This window comes from Bradyrhizobium sp. WU425, from assembly GCF_021052305.1.
GTDB classification, from domain to species: Bacteria; Pseudomonadota; Alphaproteobacteria; order Rhizobiales; family Xanthobacteraceae; genus Bradyrhizobium; species Bradyrhizobium canariense_D.
In genome coordinates, this window is sequence record NZ_CP088089.1 from 4,556,228 (window position 1) to 4,572,749 (window position 16,522).

Consider the following 16,522-nt stretch of genomic DNA (forward strand, 5'->3'; position numbering starts at 1 on the left):
CTGCGGTCGTCGGCACGCCGATCGCTGTGGGGTATGTTCCGTGGTCAAGTTGCTCGACGAACACGAACGCACGATGGCGTTCGCCCAGGTAGCGCTCGGTCAGATCCGATCGCTACGGCAGACGGCAATTCCCCGCAATTACGAGATCTGGTACGTCTACGCCACCGGCTACAACGCCCCGCTCAACAAGATCATCAACGAGACGCTGGCGCGAAGCGGCAAGCTGACCGAAGCCGATCTCGATCACATCTACGAGACCTACCTCTCCCACATCAAGACCACCGAGCGCATCGACAAGGTCGGCGCGCGCGTCATCGGCGAGATCGACGACGTCATAAAGGTTCTCGGCGACGCGCTCGCGATGACCGGCTCCTACGATGCGAGCCTGTCGGACGCGACCAAAAAGCTGTCATCGGCCGAAAGCCGCGAGCAGATCAAGTCGATCGTCGAGACGCTGCTGCATTCGACCAGCGAGATGCGCGAGACCAACAAGGCGCTGGAAGACCGGCTGACGCTCTCGAGGAGCGAGATCAGCAACCTCCAGCAGAGCCTGGAGGCGATCCGCGCCGAGAGCCTGACCGATCCGCTGACGGGGCTCGGCAACCGCAAATATTTCGATCGCATGATCGACATGGCCGTGCAAGGCGCGCTCGCCTCCGGCGAGCCGCTGTCGCTGCTGCTGGTCGACATCGATCATTTCAAGTCGTTCAACGATTCCTACGGCCATCTCACCGGCGACCAGGTGCTGCGGCTGGTCGGCCTGTCGCTGAAGCAGACCATCAAGGGCCAGGACATCACCGCCCGCTATGGCGGCGAGGAATTCGCGGTCGTGCTGCCCAACACCGCGCTGCGCCAGGCCCTCACGGTGGCCGATCACATCCGCCGCGCGGTGATGGCGAAGGAACTAAAGAAGAAGTCCACCGGCGAAATCCTTGGCCGGGTCACCATCTCCGTCGGCGTCTCCATGCTCAAGCAGGGTGACGACACCGATGCGCTGATCGAACGCGCGGATGCCTGCCTCTACGCCGCCAAACGCAACGGCCGCAACCGCGTGATCTGCGAGGCCGATCCGGAATTCACGGTCGAGACCCATAACCGGGTGGCGTGACGCCGAAGCCGCGCACCGCCAGCGCTTGACATTCTGACCCGACGAACGACATCTCCCTCGCCGTCTTGAGGCGTCCGACTGCGAAGATCCGGAGGACTTGTCGTCTTGCCCAATCCGCATGATTTTCACTCACCGCAACCGTCCTACACCAGGGACGAGCTGCTGAGATCGAGCGAGGGCGGCTATTTCGGGCCGGGCAATGCGCAATTGCCAGCGCCGCCGATGCTGATGATGGACCGCATCACGGAGATCAGCCTGGATGGCGGAGAGTTCGGCAAGGGCCATATCGTCGGCGAGCTCGACATCGCGCCGGGCCATTAGTTCTTCGATTGCCACTATCACGGCGATGCCACGATGCCAGCGTCTCTGGGTTTGGATGCCATGTGGCAGATGGTCGGCTACTGGCTGGGATGGTCGGGCTCGCCGGGCAAGGGCCGCGCCATCGGCGTCGGCGAAGTCGCGTGCACGGGCGAGGTCACACCGAACGCGCAACGCGTGCGCTACGAGGTCTCCATGAGGATGGTCCGGCGCGGCAAGCTGGTGCTCGGAATTGCCGACGGTCGCGTGCTGGCCGACGGCGTCTGCGTCTTCACCGCCAGGGACATGCGGGTTGGTCTGACCAAGGCCGTGGAGTGAAGTCCCATCGGGTGGGCAAAGGCGCTCAGCGCCATGCCCATCATCTCCCACACCAGCACCTCAGCGGAGGGCACGCTTCGCTTTGCCCGCCCTGCGCATTGTTTTCTTCTTGGTCGGCCGCTTCGTTGCAACGGGCTTCTTCGCAACCTTCTTCGCCGCCTTCTTCACCTTGGGCGGCTTCTTCACCTTGGCGCGCTGGGCAGCAGCAAGCGCGGCCCTCGCCCATTGCGCGAGTTCCGCGGAATCGTCGAACAGGCGGGCCGGCAGCTCCCAATAGGAGTTCACCACCACGGTCTTGGCGCGGGTCGAGTATTGGAACGGCTTCGAGCCTTCCGCCTCAAAATCCGGGATGGTCATCTCGTCAGCGCGAAAAAACAGGCCGGCGCGCAAGGCCAGCGCGAAGTTGACGCCGTCGGCGGAGATGCCGTAGCCGGAGAACATTTTCCGGATGGCGACGGGGCCGAAATCGGCGAACAGGTCGATCAGAAATTCGCGGTCCATGGCTGAACTATTTCCGCACGGTCGTCCTGGCGAAAGCCAGGACCCATTCCACGGGAGGGAGTTTAGCGAAGACTGCCAGTCGTGCCAGCGTCGGTATTGGCACCGACGATCACCGCGAGATCACGCGGTATGGATCCTGGCCTTCGCCAGGACGACAGCGGAGTGATTTGCGAGAAACGGACTACCCGTCGATCTGCGCCGGACGCAGCTCGACCGACTCGCCACAGCCGCAGGCGGAGATCTGGTTGGGGTTATTGAAAACGAACTGGGCCTGCATCTTGTCGGCCTTGTAGTCCATCTCGGTGCCGAGCAGGAACAGCACGGCCTTGGGATCGACCAGGATCTTGACGCCCTTGTCCTCGACGACCTCGTCGGTCGGCCGGACATCATGGGCGTATTCGACGGTGTAGGACTGTCCGGCACAGCCGCCGTTCTTGACGCCGACGCGCAGGCCAACGATCTCGGAATCGGCCCGCTGGGTCAGCTCGCTGATGCGCTGGGCGGCAGCGTCCGTCAGCCGCATGACCTGCGGGCGGGGCCGCCTCGGCTTTGGAGTGGATGCTGGTGTCGAGCCCGACGATATCTGTGTCATGTCAATGATGTGGTCCGTTGCCGAGCGAATTCAATGCCAAGGATCTAACAAGGATCTAAAGCCGAGGTTACGCGTCACCACATGTTGAGCACGAGGCGGGCCTCGTCGCTCATGCGTTCCGGCGTCCAGGCCGGCTCCCAGACCACCTTGACGTCGACCACGCCGACGCCGGGGACGCTGGCGACCGCGTTCTCGACCATGGTCGGCAGCTCGCCGGCGGCCGGGCAATTCGGTGTCGTCAGCGTCATTTGCACATCGACGGAACGATCGTCCTTGATCTCGACCTTGTAGATCAGGCCGAGCTCGTAGATATCAGCCGGGATTTCCGGGTCGAACACGGTCTTGAGCCCGGCGATGATCTCGGTGGTGAGACGCTCGGTCTCCTCAGGCGGCAGCGCCGACTGGGTTTCCATCGGATTGGCTTTGATTTCGGCCGTGTCACTCATGCGAACAAATCCCGCGCCTTCAACAGCGCCTGTGCCAGATGATCGACTTCTTCCCGCGTATTATACATGCCGAACGACGCCCGGCATGTGGCTGTGACGTTGAACCGCTCTAAAAGCGGCATCACGCAATGGGTGCCGGCGCGCACCGCGATGCCCTGGCGGTCGATCACGGTGGCGACGTCGTGGGCGTGCGCGCCCTTGAGTTCGAAGGAGATCACCGGGCCCTTGCCCCGCGCCGTGCCGATCAGCCGCAGCGAGTTGATCTCGCGCAGCTTATCCTGGGCGTAGGTGACGAGATCGTGCTCGTGCGCGGCGATGCGCTCCTTGCCGATCGAATTGACGTAGTCGATCGCGGCGCCGAGCCCGACGGCCTCGACGATCGCCGGCGTGCCGGCCTCGAATTTGTGCGGGGGATCGCCGTAGGTGACGATGTCGCGCGAGACCTCGCGGATCATTTCGCCGCCGCCGTTATAGGGGCGCATCGCGACCAGGTGGTCGTAGTTGGCCCAGAGCACGCCGATGCCGGTCGGCCCGTAGACCTTGTGGCCGGTGAAGACATAGAAGTCGCAGCCGAGGTCCTGGACGTCGACTGGGATATGCACCGCGCCCTGGCTGCCGTCGACCAGCACGGGAATGCCGCGGGCGTGGGCGATCTTCACGACGTCCTTGACCGGGACGATGGTGCCAAGCGCGTTCGACATCTGCGTGATCGCGACCAGCTTGGTCTTCGACGTCAGCAGCTTTTCGAATTCGTCGATGAGGAAATTGCCCTCGTCGTCGACCGGCGCCCATTTGATCACGGCACCATGGCGTTCCCTGAGGAAATGCCAGGGCACGATGTTGGAGTGGTGCTCCATGATCGAAATGACGATCTCGTCGCCTGCTTTGATGTTCGGCTCGCCCCAGGACGAGGCGACGAGGTTGATCGCCTCGGTCGCGTTGCGGGTGAAGATCACTTCCTCGGTCCGCGGCGCGTTGATGAACTGCGCCACCTTGGTGCGGCCGCCCTCATAGGCTTCGGTCGCGGCGTTGGCGAGATAATGCAGGCCGCGGTGCACGTTGGCATATTCGGAGGTGTAGGCCTGCGTCATGCGATCGAGCACGGCGCTCGGCTTCTGCGCAGATGCGGCGTTGTCGAGATAGACCAGCGGCTTGCCGTAGATCTGCATGGCCAGCGCCGGAAAATCCTGGCGCACGCGCGCAACGTCGTAAGAGCCGTTCTTGACTGCCGGATGCGTGCTCATTGGCGCCGCTCCAGCCAGCGCTCGGCAATGCCGATCACGTGCTCGCGCAGATCATCGTCGGCGATCTGCTCGATCGCCTCGCCGACGAAGGCCTGGATCAGCAGCGCCTGGGCCTGCTTCTCCGGCAGGCCGCGCGCCTTCAGATAGAACAGCAGACTGTCGTCCAGCGCACCGGCGGTGGCGCCGTGACCGCAGGAGACGTCGTCCGCAAAGATCTCGAGCTCGGGCTTGTTGTCGGCTTCCGCCTCATCCGAGAGCAGCAGCGCGCGGATCATCATCTTGCCGTCGGTCTTCTGCGCATCGGGACGAACGATGATGCGGCCCTGGAACACCGAATGGGCGCGATCGTCGATCACGGCGCGGAAAACTTCTCGGCTGACGCAGTTCGGCACGGCATGGTCGACCACCAGCGTGGTGTCGCCGTGTTCGGTCTTCTGCAACAGGTTCACGCCGTTGACCGAGAGCTCGCTGCCCTCGCCTGCCAGCGTGATGAAGCCTTGCAGGCGGCTGACTGCCGCGCCGGTCGTCATGTTGAAGAAGTTGAGCTTTGTATTCGCACCGACCGTGACGAACTCCGAGGTGATGTTCACCGCATCCGGCGAATCGTCCATCAGACGGATATGCGCGATGTCGGCATTATCGTCAACCGAGAGGATGACGGCATCGTTGACCTGGTAAGCCTTGGCGCCGGCCGCGACAAAGCTCTCGATGATGGTGGCACGAGCGCCCTTCCCGACCGCAACCTGCGAGCGGGTGAAAGCCGACGCGGAAGATGCAACCGCGATGTGGATGATCTGGATCGGCGCGGACAGCTGCGTGCCGTCGGCGATATCAAGCACGACACCGTCGGTCGCCATCGCCGCGTTCAGCGCGATCACCGCATCGATGGCCGCGGTCCTTAACAGACCGGAATCCTTCTCCAGCGTCTCCCGCAACGTCTTAAAGCTCGCCTCGGAGGCGAGCGCCTTGACGTCGGAGAGATCGGGAGCGAACACACCGTCGACCAGCACCAGCTTGCGGGCGCCGGCGATCGCATGTGCTTTCACCGCGTCCGCGGCGCGCTTCAACGCAGTCGCATCGGGCGCAGCCGCGAGCGGCAGTACCTCGCCGACCAGCGCGCGCAGATCGGTGTACTTCCACTCCTCGATCCGGCGGTGCGGCAGGCCGAGACGCTCATAGGTCTCGAACGCCTCGCGGCGTACCGCGATCACGGAAGGCGAACCCGGCAGCCGGCTTTCGGCGCTGGCGAAGAGATCGCTCACCGCGCGGCCGTTTCCGGTCTTTGCCACAGCAACGTTCATCTCAAAATTCCTTACGCGGCGTCCTCGAACTGGGCGTAGCCGGACGCTTCCAGCTCCAGCGCCAGTTCCTTGCCACCGCTCTTCACGACACGGCCTTTTGACATCACGTGCACGACGTCAGGCACGATATAGTTCAGCAGCCGCTGATAATGGGTGATGACGACCATCGCGCGCTTGGGCGAATGCAGCGCGTTGACGCCGTCGGCTGCAATGCGCAGCGCGTCGATGTCGAGGCCGGAATCCATCTCGTCGAGGATGCACAGGCTCGGCTCGAACAGCGCCATCTGCAGCACCTCATTGCGCTTCTTCTCGCCGCCGGAGAAGCCGACATTGACACCGCGCTTGAGCATGTCCTGCGGGATGTTCAGCGACTTCGAGACTTCGCGGACTTTCTTCAAAAAGTCGGGCGTCGAATATTCGCCCTCGCCGCGCGCCTTGCGCTGCGCGTTCAGCGCGGTGCGCAGGAAATTCATGGTGGAGACGCCGGGGATCTCGACCGGATACTGGAACGCCAGGAACACGCCCTTGGCGGCCCGTTCGTTGGGCGCCATCGCGAGCAGGTCTTCGCCCTTGAACAGGATCTCGCCGTCGGTGACCTCGTAACCAGGCTTGCCGGCGATGACGTGGGACAGCGTCGATTTGCCGGAGCCGTTCGGCCCCATGATCGCGTGGATCTCGCCCTCGTTCACGGTCAGCGTCAACCCATGGAGGATCTCACGCTCCTCGACACGAACCTTGAGGTCTTTCACTTCAAGCAAAGCCATCTTGGTGTCCAGTTTATTCAAATGATGCATAGGGCGCGCGACGCGCGCCGCGAGGGCCGGCGCTAGCCGACCGATCCTTCAAGCGAGATCGAGATCAGCTTCTGCGCTTCCACCGCGAATTCCATCGGCAGTTGCTGCAGCACGTCCTTGACGAAGCCGTTGACGACGAGGCCGACCGCCTCCTCCTGCGTGAGGCCGCGCTGGATGCAGTAGAACAGCACGTCCTCGGAGATCTTGGACGTGGTGGCCTCGTGCTCGAACGTCGCCGACGAGTTCTTGGCTTCGATGTAGGGCACGGTGTGCGCGCCGCATTTGTCGCCGATCAACAGCGAATCGCAGGCGGTGAAGTTGCGCGCGCCGGTCGCCTTGCGATGCGCCGTCACGAGGCCGCGATAGGTGTTCTGCGATCTGCCGGCGGCGATGCCCTTGGAGATGATACGGCTCGACGTGTTCTTGCCGAGATGGATCATCTTGGTGCCGCTGTCGACCTGCTGATAGCCATTCGAGATCGCGATCGAATAGAATTCACCACGCGAATTGTCGCCCCGCAGGATGCAGCTCGGATACTTCCAGGTGATCGCCGAACCTGTCTCGACCTGGGTCCAGGAGATCTTGGAATTGTTGCCGCGGCAGTCACCACGCTTGGTGACGAAATTGTAGATGCCGCCTTTGCCTTCCGAATTGCCGGGATACCAGTTCTGCACCGTCGAATATTTGATCTCGGCGTCGTCGTGCGTGACGAGTTCGACCACGGCCGCGTGCAGCTGGTTCTCGTCGCGCTGCGGCGCGGTGCAGCCCTCGAGATAAGAGACGTAGGAGCCCTTGTCGGCAATGATCAGCGTGCGCTCGAACTGGCCAGTGTTGCGCTCGTTGATGCGGAAGTAGGTGGACAGTTCCATCGGGCAGCGCACGCCCGGCGGCACGTAAACGAACGAGCCGTCCGAGAACACCGCCGAGTTCAGCGTTGCGTAGAAATTGTCCGACGTCGGCACCACGGATCCCAGATATTTCTGCACCAGCTCGGGATGCTCGCGGATCGCCTCCGAGATCGGCATGAAGATCACGCCGGCCTTCTTCAGCTCGGCCTTGAAGGTGGTCGCAACCGAGACCGAATCGAACACCGCGTCGACCGCGATCTTGCGCCTGTTGGGGTCTTCCTCGCCGGGCTTCGGCTCGACGCCTTCGAGCATGGCGACTTCCCGCAAGGGAATGCCGAGCTTCTCGTAGGTCTTCAGAATCTCGGGATCGATCTCGTCGAGCGAGGTGATCGTCTTCTTCGGCTTGGGAGCCGAATAATAATAGAGGTCCTGAAAGTCGATCTTGGGATAGTCGACGCGGGCCCAGGTCGGCTCGGTCATGGTCAGCCAGCGCCGATAGGCCTCGAGCCGCCACTGGAGCATCCAGGCGGGTTCGTTCTTCTTCTCGGAGATGAACTTGACGGTTTCTTCCGACAGCCCCTTTGGGGCCTTGTCGGACTCGATCAGGGTCTCAAACCCATAACGATACTGATCGACGTCGATGCGCTTCACGCGCTCGACCGTCTCTTGCACGGCTGGCATTCTATCCTCCGCTCGCGGTTTCAAGGACCGCGGTGGATCATCAAATTCGGACGACTATTACGATGTTTCTTGGCGGGACGCACGCGCTTAGAACCGTTCAAGCCGTGTTTCATCGCTTATCCCTTAAGTAGGGTATTACCGAGCTTTCGCCAAGCCTCTAACGCCCTGTTGATGTCATCCGGCTCCGTGGACCAGCCCAGACTGAGACGCACCGCTCCTTGGGCGACGGTGGGATCATACCCCATCGCCGACAGCACGTGGGACGGCTGTACCTTGCCCGAGGAACAGGCAGAGCCCGAGGACACCGCGACACCTTCGAGGTCGAAACCGATCACCGCGGTCTCGGCTTTCAAGCCGGGAGCCGTGAAAAGAACGGTATTTGGCAACCGCCTGGCGTCATCTGAGAAGACCGTTGCGCCGGCCATGGAGCGAATGCCATTTTCCAAGCGATCTCTGAGGGTTGCCATCCGTTCCGCATCCTCCGGCAAAGCCTGAAGGGCAGCCCGCACGGATGCCCCGAAGCCGGCAATGCCGGCGACATTCTCGGTTCCGGCACGCCGGTTCAGCTCCTGCCCGCCGCCCCGCAGCACCGGCTCAAGTCCGGCCACGCCCTCGGCCACGACCAGCGCGCCGACCCCCTTGGGGCCGCCGATCTTGTGCGCAGAAAAGGTCGCAAGGTCCGCACCGATCACCTTGATATCGAAGGGGATTTTCCCAAGCGCCTGGATTGCGTCGACGTGCAGGAGGCCGCCGGCCCCGTGAACGATTCCCGCGGCCTCGGCGATAGGCTGCAGCGCGCCCGTCTCGTTGTTGGCCGCCATGATAGAGACCAGCGCCGGCGGGCCCTCTCTGAGCAGCGCCTTCAAATGATCGAGGTCGATCACGCCGGAGCGTGTGACCCTGATCTGACCGATCTCATCTGCCGGGAACCGGCCGCCTGCCAGTACCGAAGCATGCTCGACGGCCGAGACCAGAAGCCGCTCGACAGGCCCCCCAGACGGCCCCCGAAGCCCCGGTGAAAGCGCCAGCGCGTTGGCTTCGGTTCCCGTGGAGGTGAAGACGACGTTCCGCGGCAGCGCGCCTACTGCGGTCGCAAGGATGGCCCGCGCCCCCTCGACAAGCCGTCGCGCCTCGCGCCCCTCGGCGTGAACAGAGGACGGATTGCCGATCAGCTCGTAGGCTGCGAGCATTGCGCCTCGCGCCTCGGAGCGAAGCGGCGTGGTCGCGTTCCAGTCGAGATAAACACGGCTCGGCATGACGTATTATGTTACCATTCGGACCAGGCTGCTTCGCCCGCACTGGTACCCGACATGGGCCCCCGGGCAGCGCTTGGCAATCTCGATTCCCAATCGCCTTCGCGCGATGACGGCCATGACACGCTAACGCCTTGAGCCGATTGCGGGATGTTCAAGATGCTTGCTTTTTGACCCTCGCCTCATGTTAGAACGCGCGCGTCAGTTCGCCGCGCGCCGCTCGCGCATCATCCGAGGGCGCCGCTCCACCCTTCCATTCGCGGCTTGATCGGCCCAGCAGCCGATGAAATCCGCACAATCGGTTGATTGTTGAAGAGCGTCTTCAAGGGATCAATCAAGAGATCATCATGCCTGAAGTTATTTTCACCGGCCCCGCCGGCCGCCTCGAAGGCCGCTACCATCCGGCCAAGCAGAAGAACGCGCCAATCGCGATGGTCCTGCATCCGCATCCGCAGTTCCACGGCACGATGAATCATCAGATCATCTACCAGTGCTACTATGCGTTCGCGCATCGCGGCTTCTCGGTGCTGCGTTTCAATTTCCGTGGCGTCGGCCGCAGCCAGGGCTCGTTCGACCACGGCACCGGCGAATTGTCGGACGCGGCCGCGGCGCTCGACTGGGCGCAGACCATCAATCCCGAAGCGCGCGCCTGCTGGGTTGCCGGCTTCTCCTTCGGCGCCTGGATCGGCATGCAGCTGCTGATGCGCCGCCCCGAGGTCGAGGGCTTCATCTCGATCGCGCCGCCCGCCAACCTCTACGACTTCTCGTTCCTCGCACCCTGCCCGTCCTCGGGGCTGATCGTGCATGGCGAGAAGGACGCGGTGGTGCCGCCCAAGGACGTCAACACGCTGGTCGAGAAGCTGAAGACCCAGAAGGGCATCGTGATCGACCAGCAGGTCATCCCGGGCGCCAACCACTTCTTCGACGCCAAGCTCGAGCCGCTGATGGAAACCATCACCGCCTATCTCGACATGCGCCTCGCCAACGTGCGCTGAGCTTTCCGTGGGTGCGTTCATCGCATTGCTGCGTGCCGTGAATGTCGGCGGCACCGGCAAATTGCCGATGAGCGAACTCAAGGCCATGTGCGAGGAGCTCGGCTACGCCGCCGTGCGCACCTATATTGCAAGCGGCAACGTCGTCTTCACAAGCCGCAAGTCGCAATCTGCGATCAAGACCGCACTCGAAAAGCGGTTGCACGCCTATGCCGGCGCGCCGGTCGGCGTGCTCGTGCGCAGCGCCACCGAGATGGCGCAGGTCTTGGCCGATAATCCGTTTCCAAAGGCCGCCCCCAACCGTACCGTCGCGATCTTCCTCGACAAGGCGCCGCCGGCGGATGCGCTCGCCGGCATTCGCGGCCAGAACAAGGAGGAGATCCGCCTCGGCCGCCGCGAGATCTACGTGCATTACGGCGACGGCATGGGCACGTCGAAGCTGGTCATCCCCGCCGCCAAGACCGGCACCGCGCGCAACATGAAAACGATCGCGACGCTCGCGAAAATGGCCGCAGAGCTCTAGGCCAGCTTGAGCGCCGCGATCCCCGTCAGCACCAGCAGGATCCCCGCGATCTTCATCGCGCTCAGCGCCTCGCCGAACAGCACCACACCCATGACGACGGTGCCGGCGGCGCCGATGCCGGTCCAGACCGAATAGGCGACGCCGACCTCGAGCACCTTCAAAGCACGCCCGAGCAGGACAACGAAGGCTACGAGCAGCACGAGCGAAACGACGCTCCAGCCAGCGCGCGTGTAGCCTTCCGCATATTTCATCGAGATCGCCCAGCCAACATCGAGTGCGCCTGCGATCACCAGCATCAGCCAGGCCATGGATTGCGACATCGGCGTGGGCTCAGGCCGCAAGCTTGAGCAGATGCGCCTCGTGGCGCACGAGGAAGGCGCGCAGCAATTGCGGATAGTCCGCGCCCACCGCAGTACGGACGCTCGGACGCTTCGCCAGTTCGGCGCGCCATGCGCGGACCTTCGGCACATCGCGGAAAATGCCGTGGTCGGTCAGCTCGTCGAACAGATCGAAGTAGCGGAAGACGGGGGCGAATACGGCGTCGACGAGACTGAACGCTTCGCCAGCAAAATAAGGACCGGCACCGAGCGCCGCTTCGACCCGGGCGAACTTCACCATCAGCGCCTGGCGCTTGCTCTCGAACGTCGCCGCATCGGTCGTGGTCTCTAGGCCCCAGAGATCGGCGAGCACTGCTGAACCGAACTCCATCCACGCCCGGTGCTCGGCACGCTCCAAGGCATCCGCCGGATGCAGTCTCACGCCGCCTTGCGTCTCCTCGATGTACTCGCAGATCACGTTACTCTCGAACAGCGCGACCTCGCCCTTCTCGCTCGTCACGACCAGCACCGGCACCTTGCCGAGCGGCGACAGTTTGAGAAACCAGTCGGGCTTATTGGCGAGATCGATGTCGACCCGCTCGAACGGCACGCCCGTCTCGTTGAGCGCGATCACCGCGCGCTGCACATAGGGGCAAAGCTTGTGGCTGATCAGTTTCAGTGAAGCGGTCATGGCGAGAATCCCGACGGTTAGATGCAACTGCATCAAAGATAGATGCATATGCATCTACCTGTCAAGATCAATGCATCTGCATCATCCCGCCTATGATCTCAAGGCCGCGCGATCACCCCGCCCGTCATCGGCATCGGCACGCCCGTGGTCCCGGGATACGACAGCGGCAGGCCCTTCAGGCCGCGCGCGGCGAGGAAGCCGAAGGCCTGCGCCTCGATGGCGTCGGAGGCCCAGCCGACTGCCTCCGCGGCCTCGACAGTGGCGGACCCAACGCGCTCCCGCAGCATCTGGAGCATGGTCCGGTTGCGGGCGCCGCCGCCGCAGACGATCCAGCTCCGCGGCCTGCGTGGCAGCAGCGGGATGACGCGGGCAATGGCCGCCGCGGTGAAGGCGGTCAGCGTTGCGGCGCCGTCGGCCGGCAGGACATCGCCGAGCTTCAGCGCGGCAAAATCGTTGCGGTCGAGCGATTTCGGCGGCGGGCTTGCGAAGAACGGCAGCTGCAGCGCCCGCGCGATCCAGGCCTCGTCCGCCTTGCCGAGGGCTGCGAGCTTTCCGTCCGCGTCGAACGCCTGATTCATGGTGCGGTACATGAAATCGTCGAGCAACGCGTTGCCGGGTCCGGTGTCGCAGGCGATCAGCGTGTCGTTGCCGTCGATATAGGTGATGTTGGAGACGCCGCCGATATTGACCACGATGATTGGCCCTTCGCGCTCCAGCGAATGGGCGAGCGCGCGGTGATAAACCGGCACTAATGGCGCGCCCTGCCCGCCGGCCTCGACGTCGGCGGCGCGAAAATCATGCATCACGGGGATATGGATCGCCCTGGCCAGCGCCGGCGCGTCGCCGATCTGCACCGTCAGCCGCTTCTCGGGGCGGTGCAGCACGGTCTGGCCGTGGAAGCCGACGATGTCGATGTCTTCCGGCTTCATCCGGTTCTGGGCGACGAAGGCGGCCACCGCCTCGGCATGCGCGAGCGTCACTGCGCGTTCGGCCTCGGCCAGAACTCCCGGCCTAGCATCGCGTTGGGCCAGGTGCACGGCCTCGCTCAGCGCCTGCCGCAGCAGGTTGCGCTCGGCCGGAGTGTAGGGCCGGTAACCGGAGGGCCCGAATGCCTTCACCTGCTTTCCGTCGGTTTCGATCAGCGCGACATCCACCCCGTCCAGCGAGGTGCCGCTCATCAAACCGAGTGCCGTCAACATCATGGATCAGCGTCCTCAAGCGACCCTTCCGGCATGCCGATCTTGTGCCAGAGGGACACATCTTATAATGCCACAGGCCAAAGTGGCGGGCAGCAACCGAGTTCCCACGGAAGACCCTTAAATTGCTCCCAAAACAGTAAACCAAGAATTGTCAGGCGCGCCGACAAATGACTGCATTCAAATCGGATTTCCTCAACACGTTGCAGGAACGTGGATTCATCCACCAATGCTCCGATTTCGAGGGGCTGGACGCCCTCGCCGCCAAGGGCGAGGCGACGGCTTATGTCGGTTACGATTGCACCGCCCGCTCGCTGCACATCGGCAACTACCTGACCATGATGATGCTGCACTGGCTGCAGCAGTCCGGCAACAAGCCGATCACGCTGATGGGCGGCGGCACAACCATGGTCGGCGATCCCTCCGGCAAGGACGAGACGCGCGCGATCCGCACCGTCGCCGAGATCGAGGCCAACAAGGAATCGATCCGCGGCGTGTTCGCAAAGGTGCTGCGCTATGGCGGGGGCAAGAGCGACGCCATCATGCTCGACAATGCCGAGTGGCTGACAAAGCTCAACTACATCGAGATGCTGCGCGACGTCGGGCGGCATTTCTCGGTCAACCGCATGCTGACCATGGACTCCGTGCGCCTGCGCCTCGAGCGCGAGCAGGAGATGAGCTTCATCGAGTTCAACTACATGATCTGCCAGGCCTACGACTTCGTCGAGCTCGCCAGGCGGACCGGCTGCAACTTGCAGATGGGCGGCTCCGACCAGTGGGGCAACATCATCATGGGCGTCGATCTCGGCCGCCGCATGGGCACGCATCAGCTGTTCGCCCTGACGACGCCGCTGCTGACGACGGCGTCGGGGGCCAAGATGGGCAAGACCGCTCAGGGCGCGGTCTGGCTCAACGCCGACCAGTTCTCGCCGTATGATTTCTGGCAGTACTGGCGCAACACCGAAGACGCCGACGTCGGCAAGTTCCTCAAGCTGTTCACGACGCTGCCAATGACCGAGATCAGGAAGCTCGAGGCGCTCGGAGGCTCCGAGATCAACGAGGCCAAGAAGGTGCTCGCCACCGAGGCGACCGCGCTCCTGCATGGCCGCGACGCAGCGAACGAGGCGGCCGAGACCGCGCGCCGCACCTTCGAGGAAGGCGCGCTGGCCGAGAGCCTGCCGACCGTGGAAATTCCGCGCGGCGAGTTCGACGCCGGCCTCGGCGTGCTCAACGCCTTCGTCAAGGCGGGCCTCGTTGCCTCCAACGGCGAAGCACGGCGCCAGATCAAGGGCGGCGGCCTGCGCGTCAATGACGAGCCCGTCACCGACGAGAAGATGGCGTTGTCGGCGGCCGACCTGACGCCGGAAGGCGTGGTCAAGCTGTCGTTCGGCAAGAAGAAGCACATCCTCCTAAGGCCTGCATAGGCGTATGAGCTTTTCGCTGCTTGTCAGGGCGCGCTGAAGCGCGCTCCCTGATCGGCAATGGACCAGAACACGCTAGAGGAACAGTCCAAGCAAGCGACCAGGGAACGCGTCACGGCGACGCCGCAGGGCGTCGTGCGCACCGCGCTGGTGGTGCTCGCGCTCTGCTTCACACTCGCCGTGCTCGGCCGCGGCCTCAGCGAAAGCTTCACCGTCTTCCTGAAGCCGATCTCGGAAAACTTTGGCTGGGATCGCGCCCAAGTGGTCTCGATCTATTCGCTGACGTGGCTCGTCAGCGGACTGACGGCGCCGTTGGTCGGGCGCCTGTTCGATCATTCCGGACCGCGCATCGTCTATGCACTGGGCCTTTTGCTGCTCGGCTCGGCCTTCCTGATCGCAAGCCACGCGCAGTCACTCTGGCAGTTCCAGCTCTCGATCGGACTCTGCGTCGGCATTGGCGTCGCCTTCATCGGCAATGTGCCGAACTCGATCCTGCTGGGCCGCTGGTTCGGCCCAAAACTCCCGACCGCGATGGCGGTGGTCTACTCGGCCATGGGTGGCGGCGTGCTGGCGCTGCTGCCGGCCTCGCAGCTTTTGATCGATCATCTGGGGTGGCGCGAAACCTACCAGCTGTTCGGCTTCGCCGCGCTCGGCCTGCTGGTGCCGCTCATGCTGCTGCCATGGCGGCTGTTCGCCTCGGGCTCGCCGCAGATCGCGAAGAAGACCGATCCGGATTTCGTCGATCACGGCTGGACCCTTCCGAGCGCGATGCGCCATCACGCCTTCTGGGCGCTTTTCTCGACATTCTTCTTCACCGCGGTCGGCATGTATGCGATCGCCGCCCAGATCGTGGCCTATTTGATCGATGCCGGCTTTCCACCGCTGCAGGCCGCCACGGCCTGGGGCTTCTCCGGCATCGTGCTGGTGTTTGGCATGCTAGGCGTGTCCGCGCTCGACGGCCTGATCGGTCGCCGGCCGTCGGTGCTGCTCAGCTACGCGATCTCGATCCTCGGCATCTTCCTGCTGTGGCTGTTGCAATACTCCGCCAATTTCCTCCTGCTCACCGGATTCGTGGTCTGCTTCGGCAGCATGATGGGCTCACGTGGACCGCTGATCACGGCGACCGCGATGAAGATCTTTGGGGGCAAGCGCATCGGCACCATCTACGGCACCATCTCGATCGGCAGCGGGCTCGGCTCGGCTTTCGGCTCCTGGAGCGGCGGCCTGATCCATGACGCGACCCATGGCTACAACGCGCTGCTCGCCTTCGCACTCGCGAGCGTGGTGCTCGGGATGATCCCGTTCCTGGTCGTGCCCGCCTTGCGGCGGTAGGTCTCCTGAAGGTAACTTGAGCGCATTCGCGTCACCGGGAAATTACGGATGGGCACGACGCGAACAGCTACGAAGATGTGGATCGCACGCGGCTAAAAGTCCTTCCTGCGGTGTTTTGTCCGACATGACAAAAATGTCAGCGCAAATTGCCCTTGGGCGGCTTGCAGGGCGGAACTGAATGCGGTCCTAGTCGCAGCATTGGATGGAGGGCACAAACCAATGAACTTTCCCTATCTCGTTCGCTTTCAACCGGTTCTCTTGAGCCTGTTTCGCTTCATCACCGGCCTGCTGCTGTTCCAGTACGGTGTCGCCAAGCTGTTCAAGTTTCCGGTGCTTCCCTACTTCGCAAACATCCCGCCGATCATCTACGCAGCCGGTACGCTTGAGCTCGTGCTTGGCGCGTTGCTGATGATCGGCCTGTTCACCCGCCTCGCGGCATTCATCCTCTCGGGTGAGATGGCCTTCGCCTATTTCATGGGGCACATGTTCAAGGGCGAAACGCCGGTGTTCCTGCCGCTGCTCAATGGTGGCACCGCGGCGATCCTGTTCTGCTTCGCCTGCCTCTACCTCTCGGCAGCCGGCGGCGGCTCGGTCAGCGCCGATGCGGCGATGGGCAAGGACTAGCGGCGCGTTCGCGCGGCGCTGA

At 63.5% G+C, this 16,522-nt stretch carries 17 protein-coding genes and 1 pseudogene; 7 read left to right on the top strand and 11 right to left on the bottom strand.

Annotated features, from left to right (window positions below):
- Positions 1-40 precede the first annotated feature (40 nt).
- Together BcanWU425_RS22135 and fabA are read left to right on the top strand one after the other, a co-directional pair.
- Entirely contained in the window at positions 41-1,108 is a 1,068-nt protein-coding gene (locus tag BcanWU425_RS22135) for a GGDEF domain-containing protein (RefSeq protein ID WP_204511096.1), read from the top strand.
- 105 nt (positions 1,109-1,213) lie between these two features.
- A pseudogene (fabA, locus tag BcanWU425_RS22140) lies at positions 1,214-1,744 on the top strand (bifunctional 3-hydroxydecanoyl-ACP dehydratase/trans-2-decenoyl-ACP isomerase).
- A 60-nt stretch (positions 1,745-1,804) separates the two neighbouring features.
- On the opposite strand, the gene BcanWU425_RS22145 reads toward fabA, so the two are convergent.
- From BcanWU425_RS22145 to BcanWU425_RS22180, 8 genes are all read right to left on the bottom strand, one after another.
- The gene (locus BcanWU425_RS22145; protein ID WP_204511095.1) at positions 1,805-2,245 is read right to left on the bottom strand and encodes a TfoX/Sxy family protein; all 441 of its coding nucleotides are present in this window, start codon (positions 2,243-2,245) and stop codon (positions 1,805-1,807) included.
- A 181-nt stretch (positions 2,246-2,426) separates the two neighbouring features.
- Positions 2,427-2,837: a HesB/IscA family protein gene (locus BcanWU425_RS22150; protein WP_007609828.1), complete on the bottom strand. Its 411-nt coding sequence runs from the start codon at positions 2,835-2,837 to the stop codon at positions 2,427-2,429.
- 74 nt (positions 2,838-2,911) lie between these two features.
- Positions 2,912-3,283 carry an SUF system Fe-S cluster assembly protein gene (locus BcanWU425_RS22155; protein WP_007591551.1) on the bottom strand — a complete coding sequence of 124 codons (372 nt, stop codon included), beginning with the start codon at positions 3,281-3,283 and terminating at the stop codon, positions 2,912-2,914.
- Positions 3,280-4,527, bottom strand: a complete 1,248-nt coding sequence (locus tag BcanWU425_RS22160; RefSeq protein WP_204511094.1) for a cysteine desulfurase — start codon at positions 4,525-4,527, stop codon at positions 3,280-3,282. Before BcanWU425_RS22160 ends, BcanWU425_RS22155 begins: the two co-directional genes overlap by 4 nt.
- Positions 4,524-5,828: a Fe-S cluster assembly protein SufD gene (gene sufD, locus BcanWU425_RS22165; RefSeq protein WP_204511093.1), complete on the bottom strand. Its 1,305-nt coding sequence runs from the start codon at positions 5,826-5,828 to the stop codon at positions 4,524-4,526. Before sufD ends, BcanWU425_RS22160 begins: the two co-directional genes overlap by 4 nt.
- Positions 5,829-5,839: 11 nt before the next feature.
- Positions 5,840-6,592, bottom strand: coding sequence for a Fe-S cluster assembly ATPase SufC (gene sufC, locus BcanWU425_RS22170; RefSeq protein WP_007609807.1), 753 nt, complete (start codon positions 6,590-6,592; stop codon positions 5,840-5,842).
- Between the two features lie 62 nt (positions 6,593-6,654).
- Positions 6,655-8,151: a Fe-S cluster assembly protein SufB gene (gene sufB / locus BcanWU425_RS22175; RefSeq protein ID WP_007609805.1), complete on the bottom strand. Its 1,497-nt coding sequence runs from the start codon at positions 8,149-8,151 to the stop codon at positions 6,655-6,657.
- A 116-nt stretch (positions 8,152-8,267) separates the two neighbouring features.
- A complete protein-coding gene (locus BcanWU425_RS22180; RefSeq protein ID WP_204511092.1) occupies positions 8,268-9,407 on the bottom strand; it encodes a cysteine desulfurase family protein in 1,140 nt (379 codons plus the stop codon).
- Positions 9,408-9,751: 344 nt separating this feature from the next.
- Here BcanWU425_RS22180 and BcanWU425_RS22185 point away from each other — a divergent pair, with 344 nt between their 5' ends.
- A complete protein-coding gene (locus BcanWU425_RS22185) occupies positions 9,752-10,399 on the top strand; it encodes an alpha/beta hydrolase (protein WP_007591562.1) in 648 nt (215 codons plus the stop codon).
- Positions 10,400-10,406: 7 nt separating this feature from the next.
- Entirely contained in the window at positions 10,407-10,919 is a 513-nt protein-coding gene (locus tag BcanWU425_RS22190; RefSeq protein WP_085358775.1) for a DUF1697 domain-containing protein, read from the top strand.
- Here BcanWU425_RS22190 and BcanWU425_RS22195 read toward each other — a convergent pair.
- From BcanWU425_RS22195 to BcanWU425_RS22205, 3 genes are all read right to left on the bottom strand, one after another.
- Complete coding sequence (locus BcanWU425_RS22195) at positions 10,916-11,239, bottom strand: DMT family transporter (RefSeq protein WP_039799056.1); 324 nt, start codon at positions 11,237-11,239, stop codon at positions 10,916-10,918. The two genes, BcanWU425_RS22190 and BcanWU425_RS22195, sit on opposite strands and share 4 nt — an antisense overlap.
- Before the next feature lie 10 nt (positions 11,240-11,249).
- Positions 11,250-11,927 carry a glutathione S-transferase family protein gene (locus tag BcanWU425_RS22200; RefSeq protein WP_204511091.1) on the bottom strand — a complete coding sequence of 226 codons (678 nt, stop codon included), beginning with the start codon at positions 11,925-11,927 and terminating at the stop codon, positions 11,250-11,252.
- A 98-nt stretch (positions 11,928-12,025) separates the two neighbouring features.
- A complete protein-coding gene (locus BcanWU425_RS22205) occupies positions 12,026-13,129 on the bottom strand; it encodes an anhydro-N-acetylmuramic acid kinase (RefSeq protein ID WP_204511090.1) in 1,104 nt (367 codons plus the stop codon).
- A gap of 164 nt (positions 13,130-13,293) precedes the next feature.
- Between BcanWU425_RS22205 and tyrS the strand changes: the two genes are divergently transcribed.
- From tyrS to BcanWU425_RS22220, 3 genes are all read left to right on the top strand, one after another.
- A complete protein-coding gene (gene tyrS, locus BcanWU425_RS22210; protein WP_018454459.1) occupies positions 13,294-14,547 on the top strand; it encodes a tyrosine--tRNA ligase in 1,254 nt (417 codons plus the stop codon).
- 57 nt (positions 14,548-14,604) lie between these two features.
- The gene (locus BcanWU425_RS22215; RefSeq protein WP_204511089.1) at positions 14,605-15,876 is read left to right on the top strand and encodes an MFS transporter; all 1,272 of its coding nucleotides are present in this window, start codon (positions 14,605-14,607) and stop codon (positions 15,874-15,876) included.
- Positions 15,877-16,095: 219 nt separating this feature from the next.
- Positions 16,096-16,500, top strand: a complete 405-nt coding sequence (locus BcanWU425_RS22220; protein ID WP_018454461.1) for a DoxX family protein — start codon at positions 16,096-16,098, stop codon at positions 16,498-16,500.
- Positions 16,501-16,522: the final 22 nt, after the last annotated feature.